Below are 17103 nucleotides of genomic sequence, written 5' to 3' on the forward strand. Positions count from 1 at the left end.
TGCGGCGGGGCAAAGGCCCCACGAACCAAGCCGCCCGAACCGCTACGATGCCGACCCTGAACGACGAACCGCTGAATGACCGTTCCCAGCAGTTGCTGAAGCTGCTGGTGGAACATTACATCCGCGACGGGCAGCCCGTCGGATCCCGCACTCTGTCCCGTGATCTGGGGCTGAACCTGAGCGCGGCGACCATCCGCAATGTCATGGCGGATCTGGAGGAGTTGGGCTTCGTCACTTCGCCGCACACCTCGGCGGGCCGCGTTCCCACCGACAAGGGTTATCGCTTTTTCGTCGACACGCTGCTCAAGTATCAGCCGCTCGACGACGAGAAGATCGCCGCGATCCAGTCGCGCTTCGGCGAGCACACCGCCGACCACAAGGCGCTGGTGGCCGCTGCTTCCCAGATGTTATCGAGCGTCACCCGGCTCGCCGGCGTCGTGACATTGCCGCGACAGAGTCACTCGGCGCTCAGTCAGATCGAATTCGTGCCGCTGTCGGATAACCGGGTGCTGGCGATCATGGTCGTGAACGGCCGTGAAGTGCAGAACCGCATCGTGCAGCTGGATCGTCACTACAGTTCCGAGGAGCTGCGCCGCGCCTCGAACTATTTGAATCAGGAATTCGGCGGCAAGGAATTGAGCGCGGTGCGCGAGCACTTGCTCAATCAGCTGAAGGAAACACGCGAGTCGCTGAACCAGGTGATGCTCGACGCCATTCATCTGGCGCAGCACGTGGTCATGCCGTCGCCGGCCTCGGGCCGCATGGAATATGTCATCGCCGGCGAAACCAACCTGATGAGCTTCGCCGAGCTATCCAACGTCGAGAAGCTGCGGCGCCTGTTCGAGGCGTTCACCCAGCAGCGCGACATCCTGCACCTGCTCGATCTGAGTCTGAAGGCGGACGGTGTGCAGATCTTCATCGGCCAGGAATCCGGCTACACCATCCTGGACGACTGCAGCGTGGTCACGGCGCCGTACACCCTGGACCAGGAAGTGGTCGGCGTGCTGGGGGTCATCGGTCCAACGCGAATGGCCTACGAGCGCATCATCCCGATCGTCGATATCACCGCAAAGCTGCTCGGCTCCGCCTTGAATTCCCGCGCCTGAGCCGCCATTCCCGTCGCGCCTGACCTGTCCCCAGGAGAGGTCAGGGCTGAGGTCGGCCGCCTGATCAGGCAGAATGCCGCCCCTTTAAAGAAACCGCGTCCCGCCACGGCGCAGCCGGGCGGGCACGAGCCCTTTTGCGATGAGGAGAACCAGATTCATGAGCACGCCCAACGAGCAGGATCGCCCGCCCGGCGCCAATGGCGCCCCCGCAGAAGGCGGGGAGGTCGATTTGCAGGCTGCCCTGCAGGCCGCCGAAGTCCGAGCGCTGGAAAGCCGCGACCTGTACATGCGCGCGCTCGCCGAGATGGAAAATATTCGCAAGCGTGCGTCCCGGGATGTAGAGCAGGCTCATAAATACGCCGTCGATAAATTTGCCAACGATCTGGTCGGCGTGAAGGACAGCCTGGAGCTGGGCCTGTTGGCCGCCGGCGACGCGCAGACCCTGCGCGCCGGCACCGAAGCAACCCTGAAATTGCTGGCCAAGGCGTTCGAGAAGAACGGCCTGACCGAGATCGATCCGCTGGGCGAGCCGTTCAATCCGGAGCTGCACGAAGCCATGGCCATGCAGCCCTCCGCCGAGCATGTGCCGGACAGCGTGACCCAGGTCGTGCAGAAGGGTTACCAGCTGAACGGCCGGCTGTTGCGCCCGGCGCGCGTGATCGTCGCAAAAGCGCCCTGATTCAATGGACTTGGGGACTTGTAAACGCCGGCACCCATCCGCAGATATCGCGACAAGACGGCCGGCGCCGCGGACACAGTCCGCGCACCTGGCCAGATTTACAGACTTGTTAAGACTCGAACTAACTACTAACGGAACATTTGCAGGAGACATTGGGCCATGAGCAAAGTCATCGGCATCGACCTCGGCACGACCAACTCGTGCGTCGCGATCATGGAAGGCGGCAAGCCGCGCGTGATCGAGAACAGCGAAGGCGACCGCACCACGCCGTCGATCGTGGCGTTCACCAAGGACAATGAAGTGCTCGTCGGCCAGTCCGCGAAGCGCCAGGCCGTGACCAATCCGCAGAACACGCTGTTCGCGATCAAGCGTCTGATCGGCCGCCGCTTCGAAGACAACGTCGTGCAGAAAGACGTCGACATGGTCCCGTACAAGATCGCCAAGGCCGACAACGGCGACGCCTGGGTGGAAGTGCAGGGCAAGAAGATGGCGCCGCAGGAAATCTCCGCGCGCATCCTGCAGAAGATGAAGAAGACCGCCGAGGATTTCCTTGGCACCACGGTTACCGAAGCCGTCATCACCGTGCCCGCCTACTTCAACGACTCGCAGCGCCAGGCGACCAAGGACGCCGGCCGCATCGCCGGTCTGAACGTCAAGCGCATCATCAACGAGCCGACCGCCGCGGCGTTGGCCTATGGCCTCGACAAGCAGGGCGGCGATCGCAAGATCGCGGTGTATGACCTGGGCGGCGGCACGTTCGACGTGTCCATCATCGAAGTCGCGGATGTCGACGGCGAGCGTCAGTTCGAAGTGCTCGCGACCAACGGCGACACGTTCCTCGGCGGCGAGGACTTCGACAAGCGCGTCATCGATTACCTCGGCGAAGAGTTCAAGAAGGAAAGCGGCGTCGACGTGCGTCGCGATCCGCTCGCCATGCAGCGCCTCAAGGAAGCTGCGGAGAAGGCGAAGATCGAGTTGTCCAGCAGCCAGCAGACCGAAATCAATCTGCCGTACATCACGGCGGACGCGTCCGGTCCGAAGCACCTCAACATCAAGCTCACTCGCGCCAAGCTCGAGTCGCTGGTCGAGGACCTGGTGAACAAGACCATCGAGCCGTGCCGGATCGCGCTGAAGGACGCGGGCCTGTCCATCAAGGACGTGTCCGAAGTGATCCTGGTCGGCGGCCAGACACGCATGCCGCTGGTGCAGAAGCAGGTGAAGGATTTCTTCGGCCAGGAGCCGCGCAAGGACGTGAACCCCGATGAAGCCGTGGCCGTCGGCGCCGCAATTCAGGGCGGCGTGCTGTCCGGCGAAGTGAAGGACGTGCTGCTGCTCGACGTGACGCCGCTGTCGCTCGGTATCGAGACGCTCGGTGGCGTGATGACCAAGCTGATCGAGAAGAACACCACGATTCCCACCAAGGCGAATCAGACCTTCTCGACCGCGGACGACAACCAGGGCGCCGTGACCATTCACGTGCTGCAGGGTGAGCGTCAGCGGGCGCACGACAACAAGTCGCTCGGCCAGTTCAACCTGGAAGGCATTCCGCCGGCGCCGCGCGGCATGCCGCAGATCGAAGTCACGTTCGACATCGATGCCAACGGCATCCTGAACGTGTCGGCGAAGGACAAGGCCACCGCCAAGGAACAGAAGATCGTCATCAAGGCCTCGTCGGGCCTGAACGAGGACGAGATCAAGCGCATGGTGAAGGACGCCGAGGCGCACGCCGAGGAAGACCGCAAGTTCCGCGAGCTGGTCGAGTCGCGTAACAAGGCCGACGCGCTGGTGCACGGTACCGAGAAGGCGCTGAAGGATCTGGGCGAGAAGGTTCAGCCTGCCGATCGCGCCAACATCGAAAATGCCGTGTCGGATCTGAAGAAGGCGCTGAGCGGCGACGACAAGGACATCATCGAGAAGAAGGCTGGCGAAGTGAGCCGTCTGGCTGCCGCTCTGGCGCAGCAGTCGGCTGAAGCTGGCGCGGCCGGTCCGGGTGCGGGCCCGCAGGGCTCGGCCGCCGGCGGTGGCGCGGGCGGCGGCAACGACGACGTGCTCGATGCCGAGTTCGAAGAAGTCAAAGACAAGAAGAAGTAAGCACAGTGGCGGCCCGGCGGATGTGAAGTCCGCCGGGCCGATTTTGTATTCAGGTGGCTGAGGCCGGCGCACGCAGGCATCATGCCGCCATCTTTGCGTGGGGTTGTTTCCGCGAATGTCCAAGCGCGACTACTACAAGGTGCTCGATGTAGCCCGCACGGCCACGGAGGCCGAGATCAAGAAGGCTTATCGCCGTCTGGCGATGAAGTTTCACCCCGATCGCAATCCCAACGACGCGGAAGCCGAAGAGAAATTCAAGGAGTGCAAGGAAGCGTATGAAGTGCTGACCGACGCGCAGAAGCGCGCCATTTACGATCAGCACGGCCACGAAGGGCTCGCGGCTCGCGGCGGCGGGGGCTACAGCGCCTCCGATGCGTTCAGCGACATCTTCGGCGATGTGTTTGGTGACATTTTCGGCGGCGGCCGTCGTGGCGGGCGCCAGCAGGTGTTTCGTGGCGCGGACCTGCGCTACGACCTCGAGCTCGATCTCGAGCAGGCCGTGTTCGGCCATTCCGCGGATATCGAATTCACGACCCTCACCGAGTGCGAGCCTTGCTCGGGCTCGGGCGCGGCGCCTGGCTCCAAGCCAGTCACCTGCGATACCTGTAACGGCGCCGGTCAGGTCCGTATGCAGCAAGGTTTCTTCGCGGTTCAGCAAACCTGTCCGCGTTGCAAAGGCCGCGGCCAGATCATCAGTCAGCCGTGCGATTCCTGCCTGGGGCAGGGCCGGCTGCGCCAGAAGAAAACGCTCAACATCAAAGTCCCGCAGGGCGTCGACAACGGCGACCGCATTCGTCTGACCGGCGAAGGCGAGGCCGGACGCAATGGCGGGCCGGCGGGCGATCTGTACGTCGAAATCCGCGTCAAGGAACATGCGATTTTCGAGCGCGACGGCAGTCATCTGTCGTGCGAAGTGCCGGTGAGTTTCTCGACCGCGACGCTCGGCGGCACGGTCGAAGTGCCCACGCTCGGCGGCAACGTCGAATTGAAAGTGCCCGGCGAAACTCAGTCCGGCCGTGTCTTCCGCCTGCGCGAGAAGGGCGTCAAGCCGGTGCGCGGCGGAGCGACGGGAGATTTGTTCTGTCGCGTCGTGGTCGAGACGCCGGTCAATCTCACCGAAGAGCAGAAAGAGCTGCTGCGTGCGTTCGACGCGTCCATGCACGAGAGCAAGCGCAATCACAGCCCGCGTGAAAGCACCTGGCTGGACGGCGTGAAACGTTTCTTCGACACCATCAGAAGCTGATTCGACCGATGGCCGAACATTCATTGCAGATCGCCGTGCTCGGCGTGAGCGGCCGGATGGGCCGTGCGTTGCTGACCGCGATCGATGAAGCACCCGGCGCGAAGCTCAGTGGCGCGACGGCGTCCGCGAACAGTCGCTGGCTCGGCAAGGATGCGGGCGATGCGACTGGCGGCGCCAAGCGCGATGTAACGGTTGAGGCGGATCCGGCGGCGGCGTTGCGCAACGTGCAGGTCGCCATCGATTTCACTTTGCCTGAAGCGACTGCAGCCAATCTCGCCGCCTGTGTCGCGGCCAGGCGCCCGGTCGTCATCGGCACCACGGGCCACAGCGAAGCGGTGCGGGCCCAGATCGCGGCCGCGGCGCAGTCCATTCCCATCGTCATGGCGCCGAACATGAGCCTCGGCGTGAACCTGCTGCTCAAGCTCGTTGAGTTGGCCGCGAACAAGCTCGACGCCGATTACGACATCGAAGTGTTCGAGGCCCATCACCGCAACAAGAAGGACGCACCCTCGGGAACCGCGCTGGCACTGGGTGCGGCCGCCGCCGACGGACGAGATGTCAAATTGGCGGACGCGGCTGAATATTCCCGTCATGGCAACACGGGCGCTCGCAAGCGCGGCTCGATCGGCTTCTCGGTATTCCGGGGTGGCGATGTGGTCGGCGACCACACCGTGACCTTTGCCGGCATCGGCGAGCGCATCGAGTTGACACATCGCGCCAGCGACCGGCTCGCTTTCGCACGGGGCGCGGTAAAAGCGGCACAGTGGCTGGTCGGGAAGTCTCCGGGCCTGTACTCGATGCAGGACGTGCTCGGCCTCTAATTCGGGCGCCGACCCTTTAAATCCAGCGAGCCTGCCCAACCCTGGCTCTCGCTGGAGATCGGACAGGTGACAGACACGCGCATTTCGCTTTCATCACTTGGGCGACTCGCGTAGACTGCCGTCTTCAGCACGCGGTGAAAACACTTGTGGCGGGATAGGGCCTTAAGAGCCCATCTCGTCTTCCGCATGCGTGTCTGAAACAGCTGACATCGGGAGCTACATGAACCACACCGGTAACGTGGCCGCTGTACTGGCACTCGAGGACGGGACCGTTTTCCACGGCCGATCCATCGGAGCCAAAGGCAACACGACGGGCGAGGTGGTGTTCAACACCGCCATGACGGGCTATCAGGAAATCCTCACGGACCCGTCCTATTGCAGACAGATTGTTACTCTCACCTATCCGCACATCGGCAACACCGGGACCAACCCGGAAGACCTGGAAGCGGCATCGGTGTACGCGGCAGGTCTGATCATTCGTGATTTGCCGGCCGTGCATTCCAACTGGCGCGCCTCTGAATCCCTGGAGAGCTTTCTCCAGCGCGGCAAGATCGTCGCCATCGCGGACATCGACACTCGCAAGCTGACGCGCATCTTGAGAGAGAAGGGCGCGCTCGCCGGCTGCATCATGACGGGCGAGAAGGCGGATGCCACCGCCGCGGTTCATGCCGCGCGCAAATTCCCAGGCTTGAAAGGCATGGACCTCGCGAAGGTCGTGTCCACCAAGCGCGTGTATCAATGGAACGAAGGCACCAATTGGGGCGAGTTCCAGGGGCCGAAGTCACGTCCCGGACAGCGTGTGCACGTGGTTGCCTATGACTACGGCATCAAGCGCAACATCCTGCGGTGTCTCGCCGATCACGGCGCTCGCGTAACGGTCGTGCCCGCGCAGACGCCGGCGGACAAAGTGCTCGCGATGAATCCGGACGGCATCTTCCTCTCCAACGGTCCTGGCGATCCGGAGCCATGCACGTACGCGATCGAGGCGATCAAGAAATTCCTGCAGACCGACATTCCCGTGTTCGGCATCTGTCTCGGCCATCAGCTGCTGGGGCTGGCGAGCGATGCGAAGACGGTGAAGATGAAGTTCGGCCATCACGGCGCGAATCATCCGGTGCAGGACATCGCGTCCGGCCGCGTGCTGATCTCCAGCCAGAACCACGGCTTCGCGGTCGATGAGAGCACGCTCGGCGAGAACGTGAAGGTGACCCACAAGTCGCTGTTCGACGGCTCGCTGCAAGGCATCGAGCGCACCGACTGTCCGGCCTTCAGCTTCCAGGGCCATCCCGAGGCGAGCCCGGGCCCGCAAGACGTGGGCCAGTTGTTCGCCCGCTTCACCGCCATGATCCACCAGCGGCTTGCCAGCCAGCAGTCCGCTCAGTCCCCGGCCGCTTCGAAAGACGGTCGCCGCGCCGCCGAAGGTTGACCGATCACACATGCCCAAACGTACCGATCTAAAAAGCATCCTGATCATTGGCGCCGGCCCCATCGTCATCGGCCAGGCGTGTGAGTTCGACTATTCCGGCGCGCAGGCCTGCAAGGCGCTCAAGGAAGAGGGCTACCGCGTCATCCTGGTGAACTCCAATCCGGCCACCATCATGACGGACCCCGAGTCCGCCGACGCCATCTACATCGAGCCCATCAACTGGCGCACGGTGGAGCGCATCATCGAGAAGGAGCGTCCCAGCGCACTGCTGCCCACGATGGGCGGACAGACGGCGCTCAACTGCGCGCTCGATCTGGTGCGCGAAGGCGTGCTGGAAAAACACGGCGTCGAATTGATCGCCGCGTCTCGCGAGGCCATCGACATGGCCGAGGACCGCGAGAAGTTTCGCAACGCCATGCGTGAGATCGGCCTGGAGTCGCCGCGTTCGAAGATCGCGCACAGCATGGATGAAGCGCTGGCGGTGCAGGCCGAGATCGGCTTTCCCACGATCATTCGTCCCTCGTTCACGATGGGCGGCTCGGGCGGCGGTATCGCATATAACCGCGAAGAGTTCGTCACCATCGTCGAGCGCGGCCTCGACGCGTCGCCGACTTCCGAAGTGCTGCTCGAAGAGTCGGTGATCGGCTGGAAGGAATACGAGATGGAAGTGGTCCGCGATCGCGCGGACAACTGCATCATCATCTGCTCCATCGAAAACCTCGATCCGATGGGCGTGCACACCGGCGACTCGATCACGGTCGCGCCGGCGCAGACGCTGACGGACAAGGAATATCAGATGATGCGCAACGCCTCGATCGCGGTGTTGCGCAAGATCGGTGTGGAGTGCGGCGGCTCGAACGTGCAGTTCGCGCTCAATCCCGCCGACGGCCGTCTGCTCATCATCGAAATGAATCCGCGCGTGTCGCGCTCGTCGGCGCTCGCGTCGAAGGCGACGGGCTTTCCGATCGCGAAGGTCGCCGCCAAGCTCGCGGTCGGCTACACGCTCGATGAGTTGCGCAACGAGATCACGGGCGGCGCGACGCCGGCTTCGTTCGAGCCGACCATCGATTACGTCGTCACCAAGATTCCGCGCTTCACGTTCGAGAAATTCCCGGGCGCCAACGATCGCCTCACGACCCAGATGAAGTCGGTGGGCGAGGCGATGGCCATGGGTCGCACGTTCCAGGAGTCGCTGCAGAAGGCGCTGCGAAGCATGGAAGTCGGCACCGACGGTCTCGATCCGTTGCTGACGCTGCCGATCGCCGAAGAGCAGATGCACAAGCTGCGCGAAGAGCTGCGCATGCCGGGCCCGAATCGCCTGCGCTATGTCGGCGATGCATTTCGCGGCGGCCTGTCGTTCAACGAAGTGCAGTCGCTATCGCGCATCGATCCCTGGTTCCTCGCGCAGATCCACGACATCGTGCTCGAAGAGGAAAAAGTGCGCGAGCAGGGGCTCGCAGCCTTCACGCGCGATCGCGTGTGGACGCTCAAGCGCAAAGGCTTCTCCGATCGTCGTCTCGCAACGCTGCTCGGCCTCGATGAGGCGAGCGTGCGTCGTAAGCGCATCACCATGGGCATCCGTCCGGTGTTCAAGCGCGTCGACACTTGCGCCGCTGAGTTCTCGACCTCGACCGCATACATGTACTCGTCCTATGACGAGGAGTGCGAAGCGAACCCGACCGACCGCAAGAAGATCATGATTCTCGGCGGCGGCCCGAATCGTATCGGGCAGGGCATCGAGTTCGATTACTGCTGCGTGCACGCGGCGCTCGCGCTGCGCGAGGCGGGCTACGAGACCATCATGGTCAACTGCAATCCCGAAACGGTCTCCACCGACTACGACACGTCGGATCGTCTGTACTTCGAGCCGCTGACGCTCGAGGACGTAATGGAGATCATCGATAAAGAAAAGCCGGTCGGCGTGATCGTTCAGTACGGCGGCCAGACGCCGCTGAAGCTGTGCCGCGCTCTCGAAGCCGCCGGCGCGCCGATCATCGGCACGACGCCGGATGCGATCGACGTTGCCGAAGACCGCGAGCGTTTCCAGCAACTCGTGCAGCAGCTGAATCTGAAGCAGCCGCCGAATTGCACGGCCCGCACCGAAGAGCAGGCCATCACCATGTCGAAGACGGTCGGCTTCCCGCTGGTCGTGCGTCCTTCGTACGTGCTCGGCGGCCGCGCCATGGAAGTGGTCTTCACCGAAGACGACTTGCGCACTTACATGACCGATGCGGTGAAGGTGTCGAACGACAGCCCGGTGCTGCTCGACCGCTTCCTCGATCAGGCCATCGAAGTCGACGTCGATGCGATCTGCGACGGCGAGGATGTTTATATCGGCGGCATCATGGAGCACGTCGAGCAGGCCGGTGTGCATTCGGGCGACTCGGGTTGCTCGCTGCCGCCGAACAGCCTGTCGGCCGAGACGCAGGCCGATCTGAAGGAGCAGACGCGCAAGCTCGCTCGAGGCTTGAAAGTCGTGGGTCTGATGAACATTCAGTTCGCGATCCAGAACGGCATCGTCTACATCCTCGAAGTCAATCCGCGCGCCTCGCGCACCGTGCCGTTCGTTTCCAAAGCGACCGGTGTGCCGCTCGCGAAGATGGCTGCACGTGTCATGGCCGGCGCGAAGTTGAAGGAGCTCGGCTTGACCGAGGAGCGCGTGCCGAAGTTCTTCGCGGTGAAGGAATCCGTGTTCCCGTTCGCGAAGTTCCCCGAGGCCGATCCCATCCTCGGACCGGAAATGAAATCCACCGGCGAGGTGATGGGCACCGGCCGTTCGTTCGGCGAGGCTTACGCGAAGGCGCAGCTCGCCTCCGGCGTCATTCTGCCGACGCGCGGCGTTTGCTTGATCAGCGTGCGCGACCGCGACAAACCCGCGGCAGTGCAGCTGGCGCGGCGCCTGGTCGCGCAGGGATTTGAAATCGTTGCAACCTCTGGCACCGCGGAAGGCATTACCAATGCGGGAATTCCGTGCCGCGTCGCGAACAAGGTGCGCGAGGGTCGCCCTCACATCGTGGACATGATAAAAAACGACGAGATTTCGCTGATCGTCAATACCACCGAAGGCAAGCAGGCGATCTTCGAGTCGCGTTCCATCCGTCGCGAAGCGGTCCATAAGCGCGTCACGTACTACACGACCGTGGCCGCGGGACTTGCGACCTGCGATGCCATTGCCCACATGAATGAGGTCGACGTGAACCGATTGCAGGATCTGCATCAGGAGATCTCGCGCACCAGCGAGACAGGCACGGCCGGCCAGCGATTGGAGATCGCATCGTGAAACGTCTGCCGTTGACTTTGAAAGGCGCCGAGAAGCTGCGCGCCGAGCTGAAGCGTTTGAAGAGCGAAGATCGTCCGCGCGTGATCCAGGCGATTGCCGAGGCGCGCGCTCATGGCGATTTGAGCGAGAACGCGGAATATCACGCTGCGCGCGAACAGCAGAGCTTCATCGAAGGCCGCATCAAGGACATCGAGTCGCACCTGTCGAACTCGGAGATCATCGACGTCGCGTCGCTGCCGGCCACGGATAAAGTGGTGTTCGGCGCGACCCTCGATCTGGAAGACGAGGACACCGGCAACAAGGTGCTCTATCAGATCGTCGGCGACGCCGAAGCCGATATCAAGCACGGCCTGATCTCGGTCTCGTCACCGATCGCGCGCGCGCTCGTTGGCAAGTCGAAAGGCGATGTCGTGGATGTGGTCGCGCCCAACGGCACGAAGAGCTACGAGATCGTCGGCGTCCGCTACCTCTAGCTCATAACGCAACAACAGTTGTTATTTTGCCTGTCGCGCCGGCTCGGAAGGGCAGCGAATCATAGGCGGCGTATTCATGGCCACCCTAACGGAAGAGACAGCATTGCCGGCGCCGCGCGGCCGGAGACTGCTCGACTTCTGCGTGACGTTCCTGGTCACGCTCTGGGCCGGCTCACTGTGGACGGTGTGTGGCATCGTCGCGCCGCAGTTGTTCGCGACGCTGCCCGAGCGCCGGCTGGCAGGGCAGATGGCGGCGCGGCTGTTTCATATCGAGACCTGGCTGGGCGTCGTCATCGCGATGCTGCTGATCGCTTTGTTCGCCGCGCGCAAAGCCTTCGTTACCAGCAAGACGATTCTCTGGTTGATCCTGCTGACCGCGGCTGCGCCCTTGGCGAGCGAGCTGATCCTCGGCCCGATGATGAACACGGCCCGCGAAGCGAACGACATGGCTCGCTTCGGGATGCTTCACGGCGTATCCGCCGTGCTGTTCCTTATCGCCTGTTTGAGTGCGTTGGCGCTGGTGTGGAAGGCGCGCCAGCCCGACGTCAATCGGCCGGGAGAATGATCTTCGGCTTGTCCTTGTGCGGGCGGTAGAACACACCCACATTGCCGATGCGCTGGACCAGAGCGCTGCCGCTTTGCTTGGCCAGTTCGGCGAGAATGTTGTCGCGCTCGTCACGGTCGCCGACGCGGGCTTTCACTTTCACCAGTTCGTGCGCGCCGAGCGCGAGATCGAACTCCTTGGCGACTCCGGGCGACAATCCCGAGGTGCCGATGAGAATGATGGGATCGCGGCCGTGCGCCAGACCCCGGAGATACTTTTTCTGCTTTTCCGAAAGCTGCTGAGCTGAAGTCATGGCTAAGCGTACTAAATCGAGCCGGGAATGGCTCGCCGAACATGAGAGCGACCCGTACGTAAAACAGGCGCGGCAGATGGGCTATCGCTCGCGCGCCGTGTTCAAGCTGGAAGAGATTCAGCGGGCCGACCGTCTCATCCGCCCCGGCATGACCATCGTCGACCTGGGCGCCGCTCCGGGTGGCTGGAGCCAGCTGGCGGCCAAGCTACTGCAGGGCAGGGGCCGGATCGTGGCCCTCGACATCCTGCCGATGGACGCCATCGTCGGCGTCGACTTCCTGCAGGGCGACTTTTCCGACGATGCGGTGCTGGCGCAGTTGGAACAAATGCTCGGGGAGGAGCGCCCGCAGCTTGTAATGTCGGATATGGCCCCAAATACCACCGGCATCGCCGATGTGGACCATGACCGTTCGATGCATCTGGTTGAACTGTCACTGGAATTTGCCCGTCAGCGGCTCCGGCCAGGGGGCGATTTTCTGGTCAAGGTATTCCAGGGACGGCACTTTCAACCGTTCGTGAAAGAGCTCCGGGCGAGCTTTGCCAGTGTCAAGGTCCGTAAACCGGATGCCTCTCGCCAGCGAAGTCCGGAACTTTACCTGCTGGGCCGGGACTTTAAGGCTTAAGCTGGTCGCTCTTAGTTTTAGGGTTGCTCCGGATCAGGAAGTCGGTTATGGCGCGTCCCGGTCCGGTGGTGTAGTGTCAATCGGCGCCTACTTATTTACTTCCAGGCTGCCGCCAGCGTTCTTGACCATGAAGGCATAGGACCAGGCGCACGAGGATGGGACTTTGAACGACCTAGCCAAGAACATCGTACTCTGGATCGTCATCGCCGTGGTTGTCGCCACGGTGGTCAGCAACTTCAGTGCGCGGTCCGGCGGAGTACAGGAGATGCCGTACTCCACCTTCCTGCAACAGGTGAAGGACGGCGGCGTCGCCGAAGTCACCCTCAACAAGACCACCGATGTCATTCGGGGCGTCCGCACCAACGGCGAGCAGTTCACCGTCAACAATCCCGAGACGGAGAACAACGCGCTGATCGGCACGCTGATGGACAACAACGTGAAGTTCTCGGGCGCCGCGCCGGAGCGCCAGTCGTTCCTGATGCAGCTGTTCATTTCTTCGTTCCCCATCCTGCTGTTGATCGCGGTGTGGGTGTACTTCATGCGTCAGATGCAGGGCGGCGCCGGCGGCAGGGGGGCCATGTCCTTCGGCAAGAGTCGCGCACGCCTGCTCGGCGAAGACCAGGTGCAAGTCACGTTCGCCGATGTCGCGGGCGTGGACGAAGCCAAGGAAGAAGTGGTCGAGATCGTCGAGTTCCTCAAAGACCCGGGCAAGTTCCAGCGCCTGGGCGGCAAGATTCCGCGCGGCGTGCTGATGGTCGGCTCGCCAGGTACCGGTAAGACGCTGCTCGCCCGCGCCATCGCCGGCGAAGCGAAGGTGCCGTTCTTCACGATTTCCGGTTCCGACTTCGTCGAAATGTTCGTCGGCGTGGGCGCGAGCCGCGTGCGTGACATGTTCGACCAGGCGAAGAAGCACGCGCCCTGCATCATCTTCATCGACGAAATCGACGCCGTCGGCCGCCATCGTGGCGCCGGCCTGGGCGGCGGTCACGACGAGCGCGAGCAGACCTTGAACCAGTTGCTGGTCGAGATGGATGGTTTCGAAGGCACCGAGGGCGTGATCGTCATTGCTGCCACCAACCGTCCCGACGTGCTCGATCCGGCGCTGCTGCGTCCGGGCCGCTTCGACCGTCAGGTCGTGGTGCCGCTGCCGGATGTGCGCGGTCGCGAGCAGATCCTGAAAGTTCACATGCGCAAGCTGCCGCTGGCCGAAGACGTGAAGCCGCAGGTGATCGCGCGCGGTACGCCGGGCTTCTCTGGCGCCGATCTCGCCAACCTGGTGAACGAGGCTGCGTTGTTCGCCGCTCGCGCCAACCGTCGCACGGTGACGATGGACGAGTTCGAGCGCGCCAAGGACAAGATCATGATGGGCGCCGAGCGCCGCTCCATGGTCATGGACGAGCAGGAGAAGAAGCTCACTGCGTATCACGAGGCCGGTCACGCCATCATCGGCTTGACGGTGCCCGAGCACGATCCGGTCTATAAGGTCACCATCATCCCGCGCGGCCGTGCGCTGGGCGTGACGATGTTCCTGCCGGAAGCCGATCGCTACAGCACCAGCAAGCGTCGGCTGGAGAGCCGCATCAGCACGCTGTTCGGCGGCCGTATCGCCGAGGAAATCATCTTCGGACCCGAGTCGATCACGACCGGCGCGTCGAACGACATCGAGCGTGCGACCGAAATCGCCCGCAACATGGTCACGAAGTGGGGTCTGTCGAACAAGCTCGGTCCGCTGACTTACAGCGAGGACCAGGGCGAGGTGTTCCTGGGTCGCCAGGTAACGCAGCACAAGCAGGTGTCCGACGTGACGGCGCACGCTATCGACGAGGAAGTGCGTTATCTCATCGACACGAACTACAAGCGTGCCAAGGACATCCTCGAGTCGAGCCTGGACAAGCTGCACAAGATGTCCGAGGCGCTGATCAAGTACGAGACCATCGACGAGAATCAGATCAAGGACATCATGGAAGGCCGCGATCCGAAGCCGCCCGCCGGCTGGGACGACAGCGGTGCGCCGTTCGGCGGCAATGGCAGCGGCAAGGGCCGTGAGCGCGAGAAGGGCGAGGCCCCGATCGGCAAGCCGGCCAGCCAGCACTAACTCGCGGCTTACGAGTCGAGTACAAAGAGGCGCGGCAACGCGCCTCTTTTGTTTTATTCGGACACCACTGTATGCAGCTACGCTGCGGCCGCCACACGATCGATTTGTCCCATCCGCTCGTGATGGGTATCCTCAATGTCACGCCGGATTCGTTTTCCGATGGCGGCCAGTTCATCGACGTATCGCGAGCCGTCGAGCACGCTCTGCGAATGATCGAGCAGGGCGCCGGCATGATCGATGTGGGCGGCGAGTCCACTCGACCCGGCGCTGCCGATGTGAGCGAAGCAGAAGAGATCGGTCGCGTCGTGCCCGTGATCGAAGCGCTCGTCGCTCGCACCTCCATTCCCATCTCCATCGATACCAGCAAAGCCGCCGTGATGTCCGCAGCCGTCGCGGCCGGCGCCAGTTTGATCAATGACGTTCGAGCCCTGCGCGAGCCCGGCGCGCTCGAAGCGGCGGCTCGCACCGATGCGGCCGTGTGTCTCATGCACATGCAGGGGCAGCCGCGGACCATGCAGCACGAGCCTCGCTACGATGACGTAGTAGGGGAAGTGAGGGCATTCCTGGAGCAGCGGGTCGAGGCCTGTCTGGCTGCCGGAATCGGCCGGGATCGTCTGGTTCTTGACCCCGGTATCGGATTCGGCAAGCGGCTTGAGCATAATCTCGCCCTGCTGGCGCACCTGCCCGAGCTGGGCCGTCCAGGATTCGACGCTGGGCTGCCGCTGCTGGTCGGGGTGTCGCGCAAATCGATGTTCCAGACCTTGCTGGGCCGGCCGGTGGAACAGCGCCTGGCGGGCGGATTGGCCGTGGCTACGGCCGCCGTGCTGGCCGGGGCTGCTATCCTTCGCGTCCACGACGTGGCCGAGACGGTGGACGCCGTGAAAGTCGCCCAGGCCCTACGCGCTGCCGGTTATAACGCACGCGCGCCGATTGAAAACTAAACACTCGAGGGATTCGTTTTGAGCCGCAAGTACTTTGGCACCGATGGCGTGCGTGGCCGCGTTGGCGAGCATCCGCTGACCGTGGAATTCGCACTGAAACTGGCGAGCTCGGCGGCGCGTGTGCTCGCGCCGAAGGGCGGGACGGTGCTGGTCGGCAAGGACACGCGCATCTCCGGTTATATGTTCGAGTCGGCGCTGGAGGCGGGCTTCGTCGCTTCGGGCGTGAACGTGATGTTGATCGGCCCGCTGCCGACGCCCGGCATCGCCTATCTCACCAAACGTTTCGAATGCGACTTCGGCGTGGTGATCAGCGCTTCTCACAATCCGTACGAAGACAACGGCATCAAGTTCTTCGATCGCAACGGCGGCAAGCTGACCGACGAGATCGAAGCGCAGATCGAGCAGTATCTCGATGAGCCGCCGGTGACCCGCAGCTCGAGCGAGCTCGGTCGCGCAACGCGCGTCGACAAGTCGCGCGTGCGTTACCAGGAATTCGCGATGAGCACCGTGCCGGGCCTGGATTTGTCGGGCTTCAAGCTGGTGATCGATTGCGCCAACGGCGCCGGTTACAAAGTCGGCCCGCGCATCCTCGCCGATCTCGGCGCCGAGATCGTGCCGATCGGCTCCTCGCCGAACGGCCGCAACATCAATTTGAATTGCGGCTCGACGTCGCCCAGCTTGTTGCAACTCACGGTGCCGGGCGTGCAGGCGCAGGCGGGCATCGCGCTCGACGGCGACGGCGATCGTCTGGTGATGGTCGATAACCTCGGCCGCACCGTCGATGGCGATCAACTGCTGTACATCATCGCGCGCGACCGTAAGAAGAAGGGGCTGTTGAAGGGACCGGTCGTCGGCACCGTCATGAGCAATCTCGGTCTGGAGCATTCGCTGCAGAAAGAGGGCATCGAATTCCGTCGCGCCAAGGTCGGCGATCGTTACGTGATGGAGTTGCTGAAGGAGACCGGCGGCACGCTCGGTGGCGAGACCTCGGGCCACCTGCTGGCGCTCGATCACACCACGACCGGCGATGCTTTGATCTGCGCGCTGCAGGTCCTGGCGATCATGAAGGAGACCGGCAGCAGCCTGGCCGAGCTGGCCGCGCCGATGCCGAAGTATCCGCAGGTGATGGAGAACGTGCGGGTCGCCAAGAAGATCGACCCGTTCAGCTCCACCCAGATTACCGAGGCGGTGGCGCGCGCCGAGGCGAAGCTGGCTGGCACGGGCCGCATCGTTCTGCGTCCGTCGGGCACTGAACCCGTGATCCGCGTCATGGTCGAAGGCAGGGACGAAAAGCTGGTCAGGGAGATCTGCCGGGAATTGGCCGGTACGGTGGCGGCGGCCGCGGAACAGAAGGTGGCCGTGGGCTAAGTTGTATAACCTGCGGTTTCGGTTTGATTTCGGCCTGACTCGCCGCTAAGCTTCCGCGCCCTTCGCAGGGCCGCCCGAACACCAACTGTGGAGGTACGCCG

14 protein-coding genes are annotated in these 17103 nt (G+C 63.3%); 13 read left to right on the plus strand and 1 reads right to left on the minus strand.

The window, feature by feature from the left end:
- The first annotated feature begins 47 nt into the window (after positions 1-47).
- From hrcA to GYH35_RS34015, 9 genes are all read left to right on the plus strand, one after another.
- Positions 48-1106 carry a heat-inducible transcriptional repressor HrcA gene (gene hrcA, locus GYH35_RS33975; RefSeq protein WP_161816459.1) on the plus strand — a complete coding sequence of 353 codons (1059 nt, stop codon included), beginning with the start codon at positions 48-50 and terminating at the stop codon, positions 1104-1106.
- Between the two features lie 157 nt (positions 1107-1263).
- Positions 1264-1785, plus strand: a complete 522-nt coding sequence (grpE, locus tag GYH35_RS33980; protein WP_161816458.1) for a nucleotide exchange factor GrpE — start codon at positions 1264-1266, stop codon at positions 1783-1785.
- 159 nt (positions 1786-1944) lie between these two features.
- A complete protein-coding gene (dnaK, locus tag GYH35_RS33985; protein ID WP_161830705.1) occupies positions 1945-3876 on the plus strand; it encodes a molecular chaperone DnaK in 1932 nt (643 codons plus the stop codon).
- 115 nt (positions 3877-3991) lie between these two features.
- The gene (gene dnaJ, locus GYH35_RS33990; RefSeq protein WP_161816456.1) at positions 3992-5119 is read left to right on the plus strand and encodes a molecular chaperone DnaJ; all 1128 of its coding nucleotides are present in this window, start codon (positions 3992-3994) and stop codon (positions 5117-5119) included.
- Between the two features lie 8 nt (positions 5120-5127).
- Complete coding sequence (gene dapB, locus GYH35_RS33995) at positions 5128-5940, plus strand: 4-hydroxy-tetrahydrodipicolinate reductase (RefSeq protein ID WP_161816455.1); 813 nt, start codon at positions 5128-5130, stop codon at positions 5938-5940.
- A gap of 220 nt (positions 5941-6160) precedes the next feature.
- Positions 6161-7366 carry a glutamine-hydrolyzing carbamoyl-phosphate synthase small subunit gene (gene carA / locus GYH35_RS34000; protein WP_161816454.1) on the plus strand — a complete coding sequence of 402 codons (1206 nt, stop codon included), beginning with the start codon at positions 6161-6163 and terminating at the stop codon, positions 7364-7366.
- 10 nt (positions 7367-7376) lie between these two features.
- Positions 7377-10646 (plus strand): carbamoyl-phosphate synthase large subunit, encoded by a 3270-nt coding sequence (gene carB / locus GYH35_RS34005; protein WP_161816453.1) that lies wholly within the window; start codon positions 7377-7379, stop codon positions 10644-10646.
- A complete protein-coding gene (gene greA / locus GYH35_RS34010) occupies positions 10643-11119 on the plus strand; it encodes a transcription elongation factor GreA (protein ID WP_161816452.1) in 477 nt (158 codons plus the stop codon). The genes carB and greA overlap by 4 nt, the downstream gene beginning before the upstream one ends.
- Before the next feature lie 76 nt (positions 11120-11195).
- The gene (locus tag GYH35_RS34015) at positions 11196-11684 is read left to right on the plus strand and encodes a DUF4149 domain-containing protein (protein ID WP_161830706.1); all 489 of its coding nucleotides are present in this window, start codon (positions 11196-11198) and stop codon (positions 11682-11684) included.
- Here the strand turns inward: GYH35_RS34015 and yhbY are convergent.
- Positions 11665-11976, minus strand: a complete 312-nt coding sequence (gene yhbY / locus GYH35_RS34020) for a ribosome assembly RNA-binding protein YhbY (RefSeq protein WP_161816450.1) — start codon at positions 11974-11976, stop codon at positions 11665-11667. The genes GYH35_RS34015 and yhbY overlap by 20 nt on opposite strands.
- Between yhbY and rlmE the strand changes: the two genes are divergently transcribed.
- From rlmE to glmM, 4 genes are all read left to right on the plus strand, one after another.
- The gene (gene rlmE, locus GYH35_RS34025; RefSeq protein ID WP_161816449.1) at positions 11975-12598 is read left to right on the plus strand and encodes a 23S rRNA (uridine(2552)-2'-O)-methyltransferase RlmE; all 624 of its coding nucleotides are present in this window, start codon (positions 11975-11977) and stop codon (positions 12596-12598) included. The genes yhbY and rlmE overlap by 2 nt on opposite strands.
- A gap of 163 nt (positions 12599-12761) precedes the next feature.
- Positions 12762-14693 (plus strand): ATP-dependent zinc metalloprotease FtsH, encoded by a 1932-nt coding sequence (ftsH, locus tag GYH35_RS34030; RefSeq protein WP_161816448.1) that lies wholly within the window; start codon positions 12762-12764, stop codon positions 14691-14693.
- A gap of 71 nt (positions 14694-14764) precedes the next feature.
- Complete coding sequence (folP, locus tag GYH35_RS34035) at positions 14765-15634, plus strand: dihydropteroate synthase (protein WP_161816447.1); 870 nt, start codon at positions 14765-14767, stop codon at positions 15632-15634.
- 18 nt (positions 15635-15652) lie between these two features.
- Complete coding sequence (glmM, locus tag GYH35_RS34040) at positions 15653-17002, plus strand: phosphoglucosamine mutase (RefSeq protein WP_161816446.1); 1350 nt, start codon at positions 15653-15655, stop codon at positions 17000-17002.
- Positions 17003-17103 lie beyond the last annotated feature (101 nt).

This window comes from Steroidobacter agaridevorans, from assembly GCF_009932555.1.
Classification (GTDB): Bacteria; Pseudomonadota; Gammaproteobacteria; order Steroidobacterales; family Steroidobacteraceae; genus Steroidobacter; species Steroidobacter agaridevorans.

What these genes read in the sequence shown, in the direction of transcription:
- hrcA (WP_161816459.1), top strand. Translation starts at nt 48, where the DNA reads ATGCCGACCCTGAACGACGAACCGCTGAATGACCGTTCCCAGCAGTTG.
- grpE (WP_161816458.1), top strand. Translation starts at nt 1,264, where the DNA reads ATGAGCACGCCCAACGAGCAGGATCGCCCGCCCGGCGCCAATGGCGCC.
- dnaK (WP_161830705.1), top strand. Translation starts at nt 1,945, where the DNA reads ATGAGCAAAGTCATCGGCATCGACCTCGGCACGACCAACTCGTGCGTC.
- dnaJ (WP_161816456.1), top strand. Translation starts at nt 3,992, where the DNA reads ATGTCCAAGCGCGACTACTACAAGGTGCTCGATGTAGCCCGCACGGCC.
- dapB (WP_161816455.1), top strand. Translation starts at nt 5,128, where the DNA reads ATGGCCGAACATTCATTGCAGATCGCCGTGCTCGGCGTGAGCGGCCGG.
- carA (WP_161816454.1), top strand. Translation starts at nt 6,161, where the DNA reads ATGAACCACACCGGTAACGTGGCCGCTGTACTGGCACTCGAGGACGGG.
- carB (WP_161816453.1), top strand. Translation starts at nt 7,377, where the DNA reads ATGCCCAAACGTACCGATCTAAAAAGCATCCTGATCATTGGCGCCGGC.
- GYH35_RS34015 (WP_161830706.1), top strand. Translation starts at nt 11,196, where the DNA reads ATGGCCACCCTAACGGAAGAGACAGCATTGCCGGCGCCGCGCGGCCGG.
- rlmE (WP_161816449.1), top strand. Translation starts at nt 11,975, where the DNA reads ATGGCTAAGCGTACTAAATCGAGCCGGGAATGGCTCGCCGAACATGAG.
- yhbY (WP_161816450.1), bottom strand. Translation starts at nt 11,976, where the DNA reads ATGACTTCAGCTCAGCAGCTTTCGGAAAAGCAGAAAAAGTATCTCCGG.
- folP (WP_161816447.1), top strand. Translation starts at nt 14,765, where the DNA reads ATGCAGCTACGCTGCGGCCGCCACACGATCGATTTGTCCCATCCGCTC.